17 protein-coding genes are annotated in these 16,757 nt (G+C 59.1%); 8 read left to right on the top strand and 9 right to left on the bottom strand.

Features of this window, described 5'->3' with window-relative positions; genetic code table 11:
• The 4 genes from ACQZ6D_RS07555 (at window position 1) to ACQZ6D_RS07540 (ending at window position 4,181) form a co-directional block, all read left to right on the top strand.
• On the top strand, window positions 1-831 hold the full coding sequence (locus ACQZ6D_RS07555; RefSeq protein WP_003503986.1) for an ABC transporter ATP-binding protein: 831 nt from the start codon (window positions 1-3) through the stop codon (window positions 829-831).
• A complete protein-coding gene (locus ACQZ6D_RS07550; RefSeq protein ID WP_003514115.1) occupies window positions 828-1,568 on the top strand; it encodes an ABC transporter ATP-binding protein in 741 nt (246 codons plus the stop codon). Before ACQZ6D_RS07555 ends, ACQZ6D_RS07550 begins: the two co-directional genes overlap by 4 nt.
• A gap of 116 nt (window positions 1,569-1,684) precedes the next feature.
• A complete protein-coding gene (locus tag ACQZ6D_RS07545; protein WP_448729748.1) occupies window positions 1,685-3,196 on the top strand; it encodes a serine hydrolase domain-containing protein in 1,512 nt (503 codons plus the stop codon).
• An 88-nt stretch (window positions 3,197-3,284) separates the two neighbouring features.
• Window positions 3,285-4,181, top strand: coding sequence for a LysR substrate-binding domain-containing protein (locus ACQZ6D_RS07540; RefSeq protein ID WP_065702588.1), 897 nt, complete (start codon window positions 3,285-3,287; stop codon window positions 4,179-4,181).
• Between the two features lie 6 nt (window positions 4,182-4,187).
• Here ACQZ6D_RS07540 and ACQZ6D_RS07535 read toward each other — a convergent pair whose 3' ends face one another.
• The 9 genes from ACQZ6D_RS07535 to ACQZ6D_RS07495 all read right to left on the bottom strand — a co-directional run bounded on the left by ACQZ6D_RS07535 (window position 4,188) and on the right by ACQZ6D_RS07495 (window position 13,152).
• Window positions 4,188-5,054 (bottom strand): D-amino-acid transaminase, encoded by an 867-nt coding sequence (locus ACQZ6D_RS07535; RefSeq protein ID WP_003514109.1) that lies wholly within the window; start codon window positions 5,052-5,054, stop codon window positions 4,188-4,190.
• Window positions 5,055-5,074: 20 nt separating this feature from the next.
• Window positions 5,075-6,133: a P1 family peptidase gene (locus ACQZ6D_RS07530; RefSeq protein ID WP_065702589.1), complete on the bottom strand. Its 1,059-nt coding sequence runs from the start codon at window positions 6,131-6,133 to the stop codon at window positions 5,075-5,077.
• Window positions 6,134-6,276: 143 nt separating this feature from the next.
• Window positions 6,277-7,239 (bottom strand): sugar kinase, encoded by a 963-nt coding sequence (locus ACQZ6D_RS07525; protein WP_065702590.1) that lies wholly within the window; start codon window positions 7,237-7,239, stop codon window positions 6,277-6,279.
• 49 nt (window positions 7,240-7,288) lie between these two features.
• Complete coding sequence (locus tag ACQZ6D_RS07520; protein WP_013636780.1) at window positions 7,289-8,347, bottom strand: ABC transporter ATP-binding protein; 1,059 nt, start codon at window positions 8,345-8,347, stop codon at window positions 7,289-7,291.
• 32 nt (window positions 8,348-8,379) lie between these two features.
• Complete coding sequence (locus ACQZ6D_RS07515; protein WP_003504003.1) at window positions 8,380-9,216, bottom strand: carbohydrate ABC transporter permease; 837 nt, start codon at window positions 9,214-9,216, stop codon at window positions 8,380-8,382.
• Complete coding sequence (locus ACQZ6D_RS07510) at window positions 9,216-10,154, bottom strand: carbohydrate ABC transporter permease (protein ID WP_112154328.1); 939 nt, start codon at window positions 10,152-10,154, stop codon at window positions 9,216-9,218. Before ACQZ6D_RS07510 ends, ACQZ6D_RS07515 begins: the two co-directional genes overlap by 1 nt.
• Window positions 10,154-11,485: an ABC transporter substrate-binding protein gene (locus ACQZ6D_RS07505; protein ID WP_003514099.1), complete on the bottom strand. Its 1,332-nt coding sequence runs from the start codon at window positions 11,483-11,485 to the stop codon at window positions 10,154-10,156. Before ACQZ6D_RS07505 ends, ACQZ6D_RS07510 begins: the two co-directional genes overlap by 1 nt.
• Before the next feature lie 104 nt (window positions 11,486-11,589).
• Window positions 11,590-12,246, bottom strand: a complete 657-nt coding sequence (locus ACQZ6D_RS07500) for a GntR family transcriptional regulator (RefSeq protein ID WP_003504009.1) — start codon at window positions 12,244-12,246, stop codon at window positions 11,590-11,592.
• A 21-nt stretch (window positions 12,247-12,267) separates the two neighbouring features.
• Complete coding sequence (locus ACQZ6D_RS07495) at window positions 12,268-13,152, bottom strand: dihydrodipicolinate synthase family protein (protein WP_003504010.1); 885 nt, start codon at window positions 13,150-13,152, stop codon at window positions 12,268-12,270.
• A 281-nt stretch (window positions 13,153-13,433) separates the two neighbouring features.
• Here ACQZ6D_RS07495 and ACQZ6D_RS07490 point away from each other — a divergent pair, with 281 nt between their 5' ends.
• From ACQZ6D_RS07490 to rutC, 4 genes are all read left to right on the top strand, one after another.
• On the top strand, window positions 13,434-14,045 hold the full coding sequence (locus ACQZ6D_RS07490; RefSeq protein WP_065702592.1) for a biliverdin-producing heme oxygenase: 612 nt from the start codon (window positions 13,434-13,436) through the stop codon (window positions 14,043-14,045).
• A gap of 465 nt (window positions 14,046-14,510) precedes the next feature.
• Window positions 14,511-15,602 (top strand): pyrimidine utilization protein A, encoded by a 1,092-nt coding sequence (gene rutA, locus ACQZ6D_RS07485; protein WP_025594402.1) that lies wholly within the window; start codon window positions 14,511-14,513, stop codon window positions 15,600-15,602.
• The gene (rutB, locus tag ACQZ6D_RS07480) at window positions 15,599-16,339 is read left to right on the top strand and encodes a pyrimidine utilization protein B (RefSeq protein ID WP_065702593.1); all 741 of its coding nucleotides are present in this window, start codon (window positions 15,599-15,601) and stop codon (window positions 16,337-16,339) included. Before rutA ends, rutB begins: the two co-directional genes overlap by 4 nt.
• 26 nt (window positions 16,340-16,365) lie before the next feature.
• Window positions 16,366-16,752, top strand: coding sequence for a pyrimidine utilization protein C (rutC, locus tag ACQZ6D_RS07475; protein ID WP_003492069.1), 387 nt, complete (start codon window positions 16,366-16,368; stop codon window positions 16,750-16,752).
• Window positions 16,753-16,757 lie beyond the last annotated feature (5 nt).

Here is a 16,757-nt window from a genome sequence, read left to right as displayed (position 1 = left end):
ATGCTGGTCGAAATCGAAAATCTGAAGATCGCGTTCCAGACCCGCACCAGCCGCTTCGAGGCGGTGCGCGGTGTTTCCATGAAGCTCGGAACAGAAAAGCTCGGCATCGTCGGTGAATCCGGTTCGGGCAAGAGCCTCACGGCGCGCGCGCTGATGAAGCTTCTGCCCTCCAATGCTGATATCAGGGCCGACAAGCTCTCCTTTGACGGTATCGACGTGCTTTCCGCCAGTGAAAAGCAGATGCGCCAGATCCGAGGAAAACGGGCAGGTTTCATCCTTCAGGATCCAAAATATTCGCTGAACCCGGTCAAGACCATGGGTGCACAGATCGCGGAAGCCTGGCGCGCCCACAAGGGCGGCAGCAAGCGTGCGGCCATGGAGGCGGCAATCGCTCTGCTCGATCAGGTGAAGATCCGCAATCCGCGCCAGGTCGCTTCGTCCTACGCTCACGAGGTTTCCGGCGGCATGGGCCAGCGTGTCATGATCGCCATGATGCTGGCGCCCGATCCCGAGCTTCTGATCGCCGACGAACCGACGAGTGCTCTCGATGCCACGGTGCAGGCGGAAATCCTGCGGCTGATCGAGGAGCTGGTATCGGAACGCGGCATGGGTCTCATCCTCATCAGCCACGACCTACCGCTTGTCTCGCATTTCTGCGACCGCGTGGCTGTCATGTATTCCGGCCGGGTGATGGAGGAACTGAAGGCTTCCGAACTCCTGAAAGCCCAGCATCCTTACACGCAGGGTCTCTTGAACTGCATTCCCTCGCTGACGCATCCGCGCGAGCGTCTTCCCGTTCTCAACCGTGATGCAGCGTGGTCCAGCCTATGATCGACGTCGAAAATCTCCGTATCAAGTTCGGCGACCGTGAAGTGGTGAAGGGCGTGTCCTTTTCGGTCGAAAAGGGCGGCAGCTTCGGCATCGTTGGCGAAAGCGGCTCGGGCAAGTCCACCATCCTGCGCGCCATGGCCGGCCTTAATGAAAGCTGGGAAGGCCGCATCGCCTTTGCCGGCAAGGATGCGCCGCTGAAGCGCACGCCGGAATTCTTCCGGCAGGTGCAGATGGTGTTTCAGGACCCCTATGGTTCGCTGCATCCGCGCCAGACCATCGACCGCATTCTCAGCGAATTGCCGTTGGTGCACGGCATGGACAATATCGAAAAACGCATCCAGCAGGCGCTATCGGATGTGGCCCTGCCGCAGGCAGTGCGCTTCCGTTACCCGCACCAGCTCTCCGGCGGTCAGCGTCAGCGCGTGGCGATTGCGCGTGCGTTGATTGCCGATCCGCAGGTTCTGCTGCTCGATGAGCCGACTTCGGCGCTCGATGTTTCAGTGCAGGCGGAAATCCTGAACCTGTTGCAGGATCTGCGGGCGGCGCGCAACCTCACCTATATCCTCGTCAGCCACAATCTGGCTGTTATCGCGCATCTGTGCCCACAGGTGGGCGTGATGCTGAATGGTGAAATGGTCGAGCAGCTGAATGCAGGCGATCTACGCGAAGGCCGCACAAAACACCCGCATACAGAAGAGTTGCGCAGCCTGAGTATCCGGCTGGAAGAGCCGGCTTGAGCCCCCGTCGCACATAGATCGAGCGGTTGCTGCTCGCTTCTTCTTCCCACCGGGGAGAAGGTCGCGGCAGCGGTATGAGGCTTCCCACAAGACCCACGAAGACACGAGACCGAACAATGTCACAGCAATTCGACTGGAACGCCGCTTCGACGCTTGCCGAGAGTTTCGTCTCGCAATGGGCCGGCAACGAGCCAGGCGGAGCGGTGATCGGTTTTGATCTAGATGGCATCCGTTTTGCCCATTCCGGCGGTGTCGAAAGCCTTTCGACCTTTGCGCCGTTCACGCCAAAAAGCGTGGTGCGTTACGCTTCCGTCACCAAACATGCCTTCTGTGTCATGGTGCTTGCCCATTCCGATCTGATCGGGCTTGACGATCCGCTCGGAAAGCATCTGCCGGAGTTGCAATCGCCACTCCGCGACGTCACTGTCGGGCAGGCGCTGGATATGAGCGGCGGGTTGCCGGACACGCGCGAATGCCTCTCGCTGCTTGGTCTTTCCGTCTACACCGAAACGAAGGCCGGCCCGCTTCTAGACTATCTGTCGCGGCTGACCCGGCTGAACTTTCCGGCCGGCAGCGAGGTTTCCTATTCGAATACCGGTTATCGTCTGGTCGAGGCGGCGCTGGAGCGCCATGGCTTCCGTTTTGACGATTTCGTGCAGACGCAAATTGCCGGACCGTTCGGTGTTTTCCTGAAGGCGCCGGACGTCTGGAACGATCCGGTCGACGGATTGGTGCCGGGTTACTGGAAGGCTGAGAGCAACTGGCAACTTTCGGCGGCGGGGCTGCATATTTCTGCTTCGGGCAGTCTTGCCGGCAGTGCCGAAGCGCTGACCCGCTGGCTGCAGGGGCTGATGCGGGGAGAGGGCAGCTTTGCCGGCGTTCTGGACGGGCTTTCAACCGAGCGGCGGCTCGCCGATGGACGGATGAGCGAATATGGTCTCGGCCTGCGCTGGTCACATCTCGGCCACAGACGTTTCGTCGGTCATGGCGGTTCGCATCCCGGCTACAAGACGTACTTCCTTCTCGATCCGGAAAACGGCACGGGTTTCGTCGTGGTATCGAACCGCGAGGATACCAACGGCTTCAAGATTGCGCTGGAAAGCATGGCGGCCCTGACCGGTCTGCCTTTACCCAAACCCGCCGCCAGCCTGCCGGAAGGCCTCTATGTCACCGAAAGCGGACCGTGGTGGCTGGAGATCAAGGGCAGTACCTCGACCTTCATCGATGGCGACGACACGCTTTATGAAGATGCCGATGGCTGGGTGTCATCGCGCTCCGCATCCTCTCCGATGCTTCTGAGGCTCGAGGGCGACGCGATCGTCGGCGAGGCAGGCCACGCCGCTCGTCGGTTCCTGCCGGTTGGCGACCATGCGGTGCCCGATGAGCTTTCCGGATCTTGGCGCTCTACCGAAGGGGCGGAATTTACGATTTCCGGTTCGTCGCTAACCATGGGTATCGGTCCCACGCGCCGCTCCATGCCTTTAACGGCGCTCGGCAATGGTCGCTTCCTCTTCACGCTCTCGGACGGGCCGTGGACGAAGCGCATCTGTCTCAATCAATTGAGCGACAGCCGGATAGAGCTTGTGGCGAGCCGGGCGCGAATGATCGAATATTCAAGAAGCCTTTAAGAGGGTTTCAATCAGCTGCTATTGCTCCTAATAAAGACCCTTGTTCCAGCTAAAGGCCGGTTCAACATCTTTGTGGGAGAACAGGCCCTTGGAAGTCAAATGGCTCGAGGATTTCCTGGCGCTGGCCGGAACGCTCAATTTTTCGAAGGCGGCGGAAGAGCGGCATGTGACGCAATCCGCTTTCAGCCGAAGGATCAAGCAGCTGGAAGCCTGGGTGGGCGCGACGCTGGTCGATCGCGCTTCCTATCCCTCACGACTGACCGAGGCCGGGGTGAAGTTCGTTCCGGTGGCGCAGGAAACCCTGAAGCAGCTTTACCACGCCCGTCGCACCCTGTTGCAGGAAGACGGCGAGGATGCCAGAACAGTGCGGCTGACGGCGCTGCACACGCTGTCTTTCACCTTCTTCCCCGACTGGCTGAAACGGGTGAACGAGAAGGCGGGACCGCTGTTTTCGGTTCTGCGGCCTGATTCCGGCAGCATGGAGGAGAACCTCAATTCGCTGGTGGACGGGCAGAGCGATTTCCTTCTGACCTACGCCCACCCCGAAGTGCCGATGCTGCTCGATGCGCAGACCTTCGAATTCCGCGTGCTTGGCGCGGAAAACATCATTCCCGTTTCCGCGCCCGCGGAGGACGGCGCACCGCTGCACAGCCTTACGGAAAGCGCGAAAAAACCCTTTGCCTATCTGGATTACGAAAAAGCATCGTTCTTCGGGCCGCTGTTGCGCGATCTCCTGAGTGCGCGCCTGCCGAAATTCGAGCGGGTGCATGAGGGCAGCATGTCGGTGGGGCTGAAAGCCATGGCGATGGCGGGATGGGGTGTTGCCTGGGTGCCGGAAAGCCTGATGCGGCACGAGCTGGATAGCGGCGCGCTGGTGCGTGCCGCCGATCAAAGTTTCGATATTGCCGTGGATATCCGGCTTTATCGTTCCAAGGAGAACCGCCGTCCCGTTGTCGAGCGCATATGGGCGGTTCTCGAAGATTGATCCTGGTCAGATCGCGGTGCGGTGGGCGTTTTCGAGATAGAGCGCGCGCAGGCGTTTCACCATCGCGCCTGGTTTGCCATCACCCACCGGCTTGCCATCGATCTTCGTCACCGAAACCACGAAGTTGGAGGCGCTGGTCAGGCAGGCTTCGTCTGCGTTCATCGCCTCTTCCAACGTGAAAGGCCGTTCTTCCAGCGTGAAACCGGCCTCCTTGGCCAGTTGCAGGGCGGCAAGGCGGGTGCAGCCGGGCAGGGTCTTGTTGCTGTTGCCGCGGGTGATGATCTTCCTGTCGCCGGTGATGATATAGGCGGTGGATGATGCGCCTTCGGTGACGAAACCATCCTCGATCATCCACGCCTCATCGCAGCCTTCAGCCTTGGCGATGCGTTTTGCCATCACTTGCGGCAGCAGGCAGACGGTCTTGATATCACGGCGCGCCCAGCGCTGGTCGGGAACGGATTTGACCGCAATGCCGGCCTCTTCCACGGCGGTGCCGACGAGTTTTTTGGCCTGCGTGAACATCACCAGCGTCGGCTTCAAATCGGCGGAAAACAGGAAGTTGCGGTCTTCCGCGCCGCGCGTCAGTTGCAGGTAGATCATGCCTTCGACAAGGTTGTTGTCGGCAATCAGGCGACGTTCGGCCTCGACGATTTCCTTTGTTGTGACCGGCAGCGGCACGTCGATTTCGCGGGCGCTGCGTTCCAGCCGCGCCATGTGCAGGTCGCTGTCGATCAGCTTGCCTTCGAGAACGGAGGTGACTTCATAAATGCCGTCGCCGAACAGGAAGCCGCGGTCGAAGATGGAAAGGCGGGCTTCCGCCTCGGGCAGGAATTCGCCGTTGAGATAAACGATGCGACCGGATTGGCTAGTCATGAAAACTCCGTCTGGAAAAGTCAGGCTGAAAGAAGGGTTTTAAGGGTATCGATGCAAATGGCCTCAACCGTTGCGGCCTTGCCGGTTCCAGCGTTGAAGCCTGATGTTGTTGTTGCCGCGCAGAGCGAATTGAGGATCGCCTCCTCGGTTGCCTCTATTGCGGCTTCGAAGAGCGGCGAGATCGCATCGTTGGAGAGCTCAGGATAGTCTGTAACTGCCTTACGGCGTGCGGGCGTGCGGCGAAGGCGCTCGTTGGTCGAAAATGCCAGCGCGTAATCGCCGGAACCATTGCTCAGTGCGGCACCGGTGCGCGAGAGGCCGCCGAAGCTCCTAGCGGCCAAGCGCTTCAAATTGCGCGACGACAGCGGCGCATCGGTTGCGATGATGATGACAATCGAGCCGTCCTTGTCCTTGTGCTCCGGGCTCACATAGGGTTTGCCACAGACGAGAAGATGGCCGCCATAATTGGACTGCACGAGAACGCCGAGCGTATACGCCTCCCCCGCGACGGTGACGATGCGGGATGCGGTTCCGATGCCGCCCTTCATGCCGAAAGCCACCGTGCCGGTCCCGGCTCCAACGCCGCCCTCGGCCACCGGGCCTGTGGCAGCGTTTTTCAGCGCGGTGGAGATTTCCTCGATGGTCGGGCGACCGGCGCGGATGTCGTTGAGGCGGGAATCGTTGGTCTCTCCGACGACCGCATTGATCGACACCACTTTTTCGTTACCCGGCTGCGCCAGTGTGTGGCGGTTGATCGTCTCGATTGCCCGGCCGGTTGCAAGCGTATTGGTGAGGATGACAGGCGTTTCGAGTTCGCCCAGTTCCTCGATCTGGGTCGAGCCGGCAAATTTGCCAAAGCCGTTATAGACCGCAAAACCCGCAGGCACCTTGTCCTGAAAAAGATTGCCGCCATGCGGCAGGATCGCTGTTGCGCCGGTGCGGATCGTGTCGCCTTCGATGACGGTCGAATGGCCGATCGTCACGCCTTCGACATCGGTGATGGCATTGAGCGGGCCGGTCTCGAAATGGCCGGGCGGCAAGCCGATATCGCGCAGTCTCGGGCGGGTCGTCTGATGCATCGGGCGATCACTTTTGCGGAATACAGGCTCAAGGTGGAACAAGCGCGGCTTGCGAAAAGCTTTGCTCTGACTTGACGTTAGCCTAGTTCGCCGGGAAACGGCATCGCAAAAATGGAATAGTTTTATGCGGGCAATGGATGCGCTCAGAAGGCGCGTAGCGCCGGTCCCCGTTCACGCTCCAGCCATTGCCGCATCGCGTCTTCGGTCTCTTCGCGTGTGGGTGCGCCGATCCGGCCGCCGAAGACCGTGCATTTGAGCGCAGCGGCAACGGAGGAGAGCCGGATGGCGGCGCGGCTTTCCATGCCTTCGGCTATGGCAAGCGCAAAGGTGCCGTGGAAAATGTCGCCTGCCGCCAGCGTATCCACCGCCTTGACCTGCATCGTTTCCTGAAAATAGACAGTTGGATCGCCAGCTTCCGTCCACCAGCAGCCTGCCGGTCCGGCGGTGACGGCGATGAAGGTTTGCGGGTAGCGGGCGTGCAGCACCGGCAGCATGTCCTCTACCGTCTCAAGCCCCGTCAGCCGGGCGGCGGCGGGTTCGGAAAAAACGATGTGGGTTGCGGCGGGTGCGAGCTTTTCGAGGGTTTCGACCGGCGCGACGTCGCCGTCGAGAATGGCGTGTTTGCCGAGTGCGCGTGCCACATCAAGAACATCGAGCGCCAGTTCCGGCCAGCGCACATCCACCAGCACGGCGTCGTAAGCGGCGAGGTCCGCTGGTGTGCAGGAGCGCTTCTTCTCATGCAGCCTGTGATCATAAAAAGGCACGATCAGCCTTTCACCGCGATCATCGATAATGATCGTGGAGAGTGCGGAGCGTGCGCCGGCGGCGACTGTCATGCCTGTGGTGTCGATGCCGCTTTCGGCGAGATCGCGCAGGATGCGGGTTCCGGTCTCGTCGTCGCCCACCGCACCCCAAAGGCTGGCGCGCCCGCCCATGCGGTGCACCGCATAGGCTGCGCTGGATGCCATGCCCTCGGCGATCTGCAACATTTCGTAGGGCAGGACCTTGCCTTCGCCCTTTGGCATGTCATGGACGCGAAACAGGGTGTCGAGCACGGCTGCACCCACGCACAGCACATGTTTGCGGCTCTCGTGTTGGCTGTCCATGCCCGTCACCCTATGTCTTTGTCTTACGCAATTTTACTCGGCATGCGCCTTAGATGCGCTTGCCGGTTGCCTTGTCGAAAAGGTGAACCATTTCCGGGTCGATGGCGATATGGATCGTATCGCCGAACCGCACGTCCAGCCGCTCACGGAACAGGCAGGCGATCTCGTCGCCCTTGCAGTTCAGCTTGGCATAGATTTCCGAGCCGGTGCCTTCGACCAGTTCGACCCGGCCTTCGATACCGCCGCTTGCTGCACGGATATGTTCCGGGCGCACGCCGTAGACGAGGTCGCGGCCGCCCAGTGCGGCGATGTCGCTGTTGGCGGGCAGGGGAAGGCTTAAGCCCTTCACAGTGCGGAACACGCCTTCTTCGACGCGTCCACGAATGAAATTCATCGCAGGCGAACCAATGAAACCGGCAACGAAGAGGTTGGCCGGACGGTCGTAAAGCTCGAGCGGTGCGCCGATCTGCTCGATCACGCCGTCATGCAGCACCACGATCTTGTCGGCCATGGTCATGGCTTCCACCTGGTCGTGCGTGACGTAGATGGTGGTGGTGCCGATGCGCTGGTGCATGGCCTTTATCTCGCCGCGCATCTGCACGCGCAGCTTGGCATCGAGGTTGGAAAGCGGCTCATCGAACAGGAAGACCTGCGGATCGCGCACCAGCGCGCGTCCCATGGCTACACGCTGGCGCTGGCCGCCGGAAAGCTGGCGCGGATAACGGTCGAGCAGCTTGTCCAGTCCCAGAATGGCGGCAGCCTTGTCGACCTTGGCCTTGGTTTCGTCGGCGCTCACCTTCTTCAGCTTCAGCGCGAAGCCCATATTATCCTTCACCGTCATGTGCGGATAAAGGGCGTAGTTCTGGAAGACCATGGCGATATCGCGGTCGCGGGCAGGCAGGTTGCTCACCTCACGCGCGCCGATGTGGATTTCGCCGTCGCTGACTTCCTCAAGCCCCGCAATCATGCGCAGCAGGGTGGATTTGCCGCAGCCGGAAGGGCCGACCAGCACGACGAATTCGCCATCCTTGATATCGATATCGATGCCGTGGATGATGTTGACTGCGCCGAAGCGCTTCTGGACGTTTAGAATATTGACCGGTGCCATGTTTTTGGTTCCCGTATTTTTAATTGGTTGATTCAGCCGCCCTTGACGGCGCCGGCGGTCAGGCCCGCCACGATCTGTTTCTGCGCGAACATGGTCAGCAGCAGCACCGGCAGCGTCACGATCAGCGCGGCTGCGGCAAGCGGTCCCCAGCTCACCTGTTCGAAGGACAGCATGTTGTAGACCGCCACCGGCAGGGTGCGCGTTTCACGGCTGGCCAGCACGATGCCGAAGACGAAGTTGTTCCACGAGAAGATGACCGCGAGGATAAAGGAGACGACGATGCCGGGCTTGGCAATCGGCAACGCCACCAGCCGGAACACCTGCCAGGAGGATGCGCCATCGATGCTTGCCGCTTCTTCCAGTTCCTTCGGCGTGGTTTCGAAATAACCGATCATGATCCAGACCACGATCGGAACCGTCACCACGAGATGGATGATGATCTGCGGCCAGAGTGTGCCGAGCAGGTTCAGCCATTGGAACAGCAGGAATAGCGGAATGAGGAAGGAGAGGCCGGGCGTCATGCGAGCGATCATGATGACGACAGCCGACTTTTCCGCCTTCAGCCGGGCGATGCCGTAACCGGCAGGCACGCCGATCACCAGCGCCAGAATGGTGGCCGCACCGGTGACGAGCACCGAATTCCAGAAATAGAGGAAGAAATTATTCTCCTCGAACACCTTCACATAGTTTGACCATGCGAAACGCTCGGGGATGAGGATCGGCGGATAGGCGCCGTTGTCGATTTCATATTTCAGCGATAGCGAAATCATCCAGATGAAGAACAGGATGACAGGCGAAATCATCACCAGCGCCACGAAAAACAGGCCGATGCGGTCGAGGTTTTTACGTTTGAGCAATTGGCGAGCCATCAGCGATCCTCCATCTCGTTCCATTGCGCACGCTGGCGCACCATCAAAAGCACAAAGGACAGCGCCACGATGATGATGAAGAAGACGACGGCCATGGCCGAGCCGTAACCGATGTCGTAGTAGGAAAACGCCGTGTTATAGAGGTAGATGTTGATGGTTTCCGAGGCCGTGCCAGGGCCGCCCTGCGTCATCGCGTAGATGATGTCGAAGCTTTTGACGGCATCGATGGAACGGATGATGACGGCGATCATCAGGAACGGCGCGATCATCGGCATGGTCAGGTAACGAAACTTCTGCCAGGCGTTGGCACCGTCGATTTCGGCGCTCTCATAGGGTTCGCGGGGTACTGCAGCCAGTCCGCCGAGCACGATCAGCATGACGAGCGGCGTCCACTGCCAGGTTTCCACCAGCACCAGCGAGGGGATGACGGTGGACTGGTTGTAGATCCATTCCAGCGGTCCGATATGGATGAAGGACAAGAGATAGTTCAGAACGCCGAGCTGCGGGTGGAACATCATGGTCCAGACGAGCGCGATGGCGACCGGGGTCGCCATCATCGGCATCACGAACACGCCGCGCAGAAAACCGCGCAGCGGAAACTGCGCATCGAAAACCAGCGCCGCCAATGCTCCCAGAAACAGCGGAGCGACGACCGACAGCACGGTATAGATGAGGGTGTGCCAGAGCGATTCCCAGAACCTCACGTCGCTTGCGAGCCTTATATAGTTATCGAAACCGATAAAGCTCTGCTCCTGTCCGAGCGTCCAGCGATGCACGCTCATCCACAGGGTGAAGACCCACGGAAAAACGATCACCGCCGAGATGACGACAAGTGCCGGTATGACGAAAGGCCAGTAGTTGGGAGCAAGCCTTGCGGGCCTGCTCCCTTCTTTCCGGCTGACGCCTGTTTTGGTGTTTTCGATGCTCACGGAGGCCATTATCCCTCGCTACGCGCCAGAACGGGTGCGAACTGTTCCGTCGCTTTTTTCAGCTCAGCTGCCGGGTCGGCGCCGCCGATCATGTTGGTGAGGCCGACGCCGTAGATGTCGCGGAATTCCGTGACCGGAATGATGACCGGCAGGGCAAGCTGCGAGACCTTGCCGGAACCGACGACCGCATCCAGCCAGGCGGCCGGCATCTTCACGCCCTCACGCACCTTCTGGTCTTCGAGGATGGACTGGCGGAACGGAACGCCTGCACCCGCCTGCAGCAGGCGCGCGCCCATGTCGTGCGAAATCGCCCATTGGCAGAAGAGGTAGGCCGCTTCCTTCTTGCTGCTGGCTTCGACGACACCGAGGCCATCGCCGAAGGTGCCGGCCGCCTGTACTGCCGGGCCCTTCGGCATGACACCGTAACCGACCTTGCCGACAACGCGGGATTTTTCCGGGTTTTCGATCGGCGGTGCAAAACCGACGCCATCGAACCACATGCCGATCTTGCCCTGAAGGAAGGCAGACTGCGCTTCGGCCCAGTTGAAGCCGGAAACGCCGGGAGGGGCGGCTTTGGTCATCAAGCGTTGATAGAGTTTCGCGGCCTCGACCGCTTCCTTGGATTCGGTGTCGACCTTTCCGTCCGCGCCGATCGGCTTTGCGCCGTAGCCCAGCATCAACGAAGTCCAGACCGGGGTGTTGGCATTTTTCAGGCCGCGGGCGACGAAACCGTAGGTGTTGGTTGCGGGATCGGTGATCTTTTCCGCTGCCGTCACCAGTTCCTCGAAGGTCTCAGGGTATTTCAGGCCCTTGGCTTCGAAGAGTTCCTTGTTCCAGTAGACGATCCAGTAATCCACCGAGAATGGCAGCGAGCGCAGCACGCCGTCGCTATCCTTGGCAAACAGCATGCCGGCTTCGGCAAAATCCTTTTCGACGAGGGACGGATCGGTCAGCGACGGGTCCTTCAGGAAGCCGCTGATATCGGCCAGCCACTTGCCCTTTTCGAACTGTCTCTTCTGCACGTGGTAGCTCAGATGCACAACGTCGAAGCTTGGCTTGCCGGAGGAAAGCTCGATTACCACCTTCTGGCGCTGCTGCTGTTCAGGCGTTGCTTCGGCATTGACCTTGATGCCGGTCAGTTCCTCGAATTCGCCCAGATATTTGATCAGCGTTTCGCTGCGCGGACTTTTGACCAGGTTGACTTCAAGCGTGGTGCCGGCGTGTTTTTTCCAGTTCACCGCCGCCGATGCGGGGCGGATGCCGAGCACCGCGCTGCCACCGATCGCTGCCGTGCCTGCCAGAAAGGCGCGACGCGTGGGGTTGAGCAATGAATGCGTCATATCAGTTCTCCTCCAGTTAGCCGGAAATTCTCCTCACCTCCGGCTTGTTGCTTATTTTCATGCAATTCCGGCCAGGACCTTTCTTCTGCCCTACCGGAATTGCCCTATACTGCCAGCGCCCTGTCCCTTGCGTTGCGGATATGGGCGGTCAGCCGCTCCACGGCGTCTTCGACAGATCGCTTCTCAATGGCTTCGAGAATGGCGAGGTGTTCTTTCATCACCGATTTGACATGGCCTGCGATGCGAAAGCGCTCCTGATTGATGAGGCGCATCTTGATGGAATTGACCCTGTAGGCGTTCGAGATGATCGAATTGCCGAGACTATCGATGAAGGCGTCGTGCATGCCCCAGTCCACCTGCTGCGCGTGCTGGTCCAGCTCCGGCGATTCCCCACCGTTTTCCGTCGCCTCGACGATATCGCGGTGCTGTTTCAACAGCTTGGCGATGGTCTCGTCCGAGGCCGAACGCGTAAAGAGCGCCACGGCCTCCTTCTCGAGAAAGATCCGGAACTGGAACGCCTCGCGGATGAGGTTGATGTCGATATGGGCGACCTGCAATCCCCGCTGCGGCACGGTCTTGATCAGACCTTCCGCCTCCAGCCGTGGAATTGCTTCCCGGATCGCGCCCAGCGGCAGACCCGTCAATTCCACGAGGCGGCGTTGGGAGATGAATTGCCCAGGGCGAACGTCGCGCGAGAGAAGGTGATGCGTAAAGCTTTCATACGCCCGTTCCCGCAATGTCTGTTCGCCGGTATCGTCCATGCTCAACCTTTCAAGGTCTGTTCAGGCGGCCTGTTTGCGAAACAGCGCGTCGAATGCGCCTTCGATCTGCCGCCGGCCCTCCGGTGAAATGGCAACGAGCGGCGCGCGCACGTCAGACCAGATATTTTCCCCTGTCGTGTGTGATACCAGCACCTTGACGGCGGGCGTAACCGGAAATTTCAGAAGTTCCACAACAAGATCGACGATGCGCGCATCGTCCTTGCCGTCAACGGCCATGGCGCGAACTTCCTGCGTCAGGAAATTGGCAACGCCGGAGATGGCTCCCTGACCGCCCAGGCGAACGCCCTTGGCCAGATCACGCTCATCGCCGATCAGAATGGCGAGATCGCCGTGTTCTTTCAGCAGGCGCTCTGTGTGGCTCCAGTTGCCTGAGGAGTCCTTCACGCCGGTGACGATGCCCGGAAACGCTTGTCTCAGCCGCCCCACCAGTTCGACCGACAGTGTTACCATGGTCACGGAAGGGATGTTATAGACGAGAATGTCGCGCGCGCCCTTGCCGATCTTTTCGAAAACCGCCGAGAACCAGGCAAACAGGCCGTCATCGCTGACATTCTTGAAATAGGAGGGAGGGGCGAGAAGAATATTGCGGGCACCTGCGTTCAGGGCCTCGGCGGACTGGTCGGCCGCATCCTCGATGGAATCCACGAGAACGCCGGTGACCAGACGGGAAGGCGCAATGCCTGCCTCAATGAAGCGGGAGAGAATGACCTGCCGTTCGCGGCTGCCGACGGAGCATCCCTCGCCGGTGGTGCCGAAGAGTGTCACGCTGTCGCAACCATTTGCAAGGCAACGGCGGGCATGCGCGATCATGGCGTCTGTATCGACGGTTCCGTCAGTTTTGAAAGGGGTCGTCAGTGCTGCCGAAAGGCCGAATTTCTGGGTCAATTAAGATGCTCCTCCAAGGTGGCTGCAGATTGATGGCATACTGACATGTTAGTTGTAAAGCGGTAATTACAGAATGATTGTTCGGGAGGCTGGAACGGGGGGAATTGGCTTCTAAAGCTGCCTCAGGATCTGTGTTGCGCCCGGTGGGGGCATGGAATGTTTACACCGGTTTACGCGAATGCCATTTTTTAGCGATGCACAGGAAAAATGCTAAAATAAATTTGACTGTTTAAGTAAAGATTTTTATCAGGCAATCTGACTATGGGATAAAGGGAAGCGTCATGACCATTGTGGAGCCATCAGCGCCTGTGGAAGAGATCGAGCAGAGCCGCGTGAAGCGCCTGAGGGCTGCCACGCGTGGCGCGCATGGTGGTCTCGATACCTTCATCATGGCAGCGAAGCCGTTCGAGAGCCGGGAGAACTTCGGCAAATTCGTGGAAACGCAATATCTTTTCCATCGCGACCTCGATGCGTTTTTCTCCAATGAAACGCTTGATGGCCTGCTGCCTGATCTTAAGGGTCGTCGCCGTCTCTCCATGATAGAGCAGGACCTTGCCGATCTGGGACACGCCATTCCTGAAACAAACGAGCCGCGCTTTACCAGCGAAACGCCGTTCGATCTACCTGAGGCCATGGGCTGGCTTTATGTGGTCGAAGGCTCGAATCTCGGCGCGGCTTTCCTTCTTAAAGATGCAGCCAAGCTTGGCCTCACCGAAGAATTCGGCGCGCGCCATCTGGCCGGCGCTCCGGAAGGGCGCGGCCTGCATTGGCGTACCTTTACGGCCGCGCTCGATGAAATTTCGCTGACCATCGACGAAGAGGAGCGGGTCGTCGCCGGCGCCGAAGCCGCCTTCCGGGCCGTGCATGCCTACGCGCAGCAACGCCTCGGTTGAGGTTTTGGCATAGCTTGTCGCTGGTTGTCTTCACAGCGCTTGAAATGCCTCGTTGCACATTCGTGCTGACCTCGTCTTAGCATCCTCAGGCCGTCACCCCGGGCTTGGTCCGGGGTCTAGTGCGATCAAGTGCTTGATCGCGTGGAGCTCTATTCGCGGCGCGGACGGGCCGCGGCTGGATACAGGATCAAGTCCGGCATGACGGAGGAGTGGTTTTCGGCTGTCGTGCAACGCTTCAGAACCATTGTGAGAGCCGCTCATGTCCCGCACATTGCGTTCGATATTTGCCGAATAAACAGGCATATTAATTTACCAAATGATAAAATTTTTATCTTTTGGTAAAAAGAAATTCGCCTCCAAAAAATTATCCAATTGATAAAATTATTTTTTTTCGTCTGGCACGGAACCTGCTACTCTTTCTTCAAATCAGGAAAACGCCTGATGCCAAAAAAAGGGAACAGCAAGATGGAAGTTGGTGTTTTTATACCGATCGGGAATAATGGGTGGCTCCTTTCCGAGAACGCGCCGCAATACAAGCCAAGCTTCGACCTGAACAAGGAAATCACGCTGAAGGCGGAAAAGTACGGCTTCGATTTCGCGCTGTCGATGATCAAGCTGCGCGGCTTTGGCGGCAAGACCGAGTTCTGGGATTATAATCTGGAATCCTTCACCCTGATGGCGGGCCTCGCCGCCGTGACCTCCAAGATCAAGCTGTTCGGCACCGCCGCCACGCTTGTCATGCCGCCGGCCATCGTTGCGCGCATGGCGACGACGATCGATTCCATTTCCGGCGGGCGTTTCGGCATCAACCTGATTACCGGCTGGCAGCGTCCTGAATACAGCCAGATGGGCCTTTGGCCGGGCGACGATTATTTCGGTGATCGCTATGAATATCTCGGCGAATATACCTCCGTGCTGAAAGAGTTGCTGACGGAAGGACAGTCGGACTTCAAGGGCAAGTTCTTCCAGATGGATGATTGCCGCATGAAGCCGGTGCCGCAGGGGGATGTGAAGCTCATCTGCGCCGGTTCCTCCAATTCCGGCATGGCGTTTTCTGCCAAGTTCGCCGATTACAGCTTCTGCTTCGGCGTCGGCGTCAATACGCCAAAGGCTTTTGCACCCACCAATGAGCGACTTCTGGCGGCAACGGAAAAGTCGGGTCGCGAGGTTAAATCCGTCGTGCTGACCATGATCCTTGCGGAAGAAAAATCCGAGGATGCCTGGGCGAAGTGGGAGCATTACAAGGCGGGCGCGGATGAGGACGCGATCAAGTGGCTCGGCCTGCAGAGTTCTGTCGACACCAAGTCCGGCTCTGATACCAATGTCCGGCACATGTCCAATCCCGTCTCGGCCGTCAACATCAACATGGGAACGCTGATTGGCTCCTATGAGGAAGTGGCGGCGATGCTGGATGAAATGAGCGACGTGCCGGGAACGGGTGGCGTGATGCTGACCTTTGACGATTTTCTCGAAGGCGTTGAAAAATTCGGCAAATATGTACAGCCGCTGATGAAGAGCCGCCAGCATGTGCTGGCCGAACTGGAGGCAGCGGAATGAGTGAAGCCGTCGTGGCGGGTTACAAGGGGCCGGAAAGCCGTTCGGAAAGTGTCACACTTCCCGCAAGGCCGGAGCCGATTACCCTCAAGCCCAGCGAGACCGCCGTTGTCGTGGTCGACATGCAGAACGCCTATTCGACCGAGGGCGGTTATGTCGATCTTGCCGGGTTCGATATTTCCGGCGCCAAGGGCACCATCGCCAACATCAAGAAGACGCTGGATGCAGCGCGGGTGGCAGGTGTTCAGGTCATCTATTTCCAGAATGGCTGGGACAAGGATTATGTCGAGGCCGGTGGGCCGGGTTCGCCCAACTGGCACAAGTCCAACGCGCTGAAAACAATGCGCAAAAGGCCTGAATTGCAGGGCCAGCTGTTGGCCAAGGGCACATGGGACTATGCCATCGTTGATGAGTTGCAGCCCCAGCCCGGCGATATCTTGGTGCCGAAGACGCGTTACAGCGGTTTCTTTAACACCAATATGGACAGCGTCCTGCGTGCCCGCGGCATCCGCAATCTGGTGTTCGTCGGCATCGCCACGAATGTCTGCGTCGAAAGCTCGCTGCGCGACGCTTTCCATCTCGAATATTTCGGGGTGATGCTGGAGGATGCTACGCACCATCTGGGCCCGGACTATATCCAGCAGGCGACTGTCTACAATGTCGAGAAATTTTTCGGCTGGGTGGCGACCGTCAATGATTTCTGCGGCGTCATCTCGCAGGCCGCACCCGTCAGGGATTGATCCCCAAACACAAAGAGGAGAATGAAATGCCGAAGAAGATCGTCGTGCCTGCCGGTACAAGCAAACCCATCGCCCCTTTTTCGCCGGGAACCCTTGCCGATGGCGTGGTTTACGTTTCCGGTACGCTGCCATTCGACAAGGACAATAATGTCGTGCATGTGGGCGATGCCAGCGCCCAGACACGCCATGTTCTGGAAACCATCAAATCTGTTATTGAGACCGCCGGCGGCACCATGGAGGACGTGACGATGAACCACATCTTCATCACCGACTGGGCGAATTACCAAGCCGTGAACACGGTCTATGCCGAATATTTCCCCGGCGACAAGCCCGCGCGTTATTGCATCCAGTGCGGCCTCGTAAAGCCTGATGCACTGGTGGAAATCGCCACCGTCGCACATATCGGCAAGTAAGGCGA

This window comes from Agrobacterium sp. 22-3639C2 (assembly GCF_053522105.1).
Note: the sequence above shows the minus strand (reverse complement) of the source record. Positions and strands in the feature narration are given on the sequence as shown.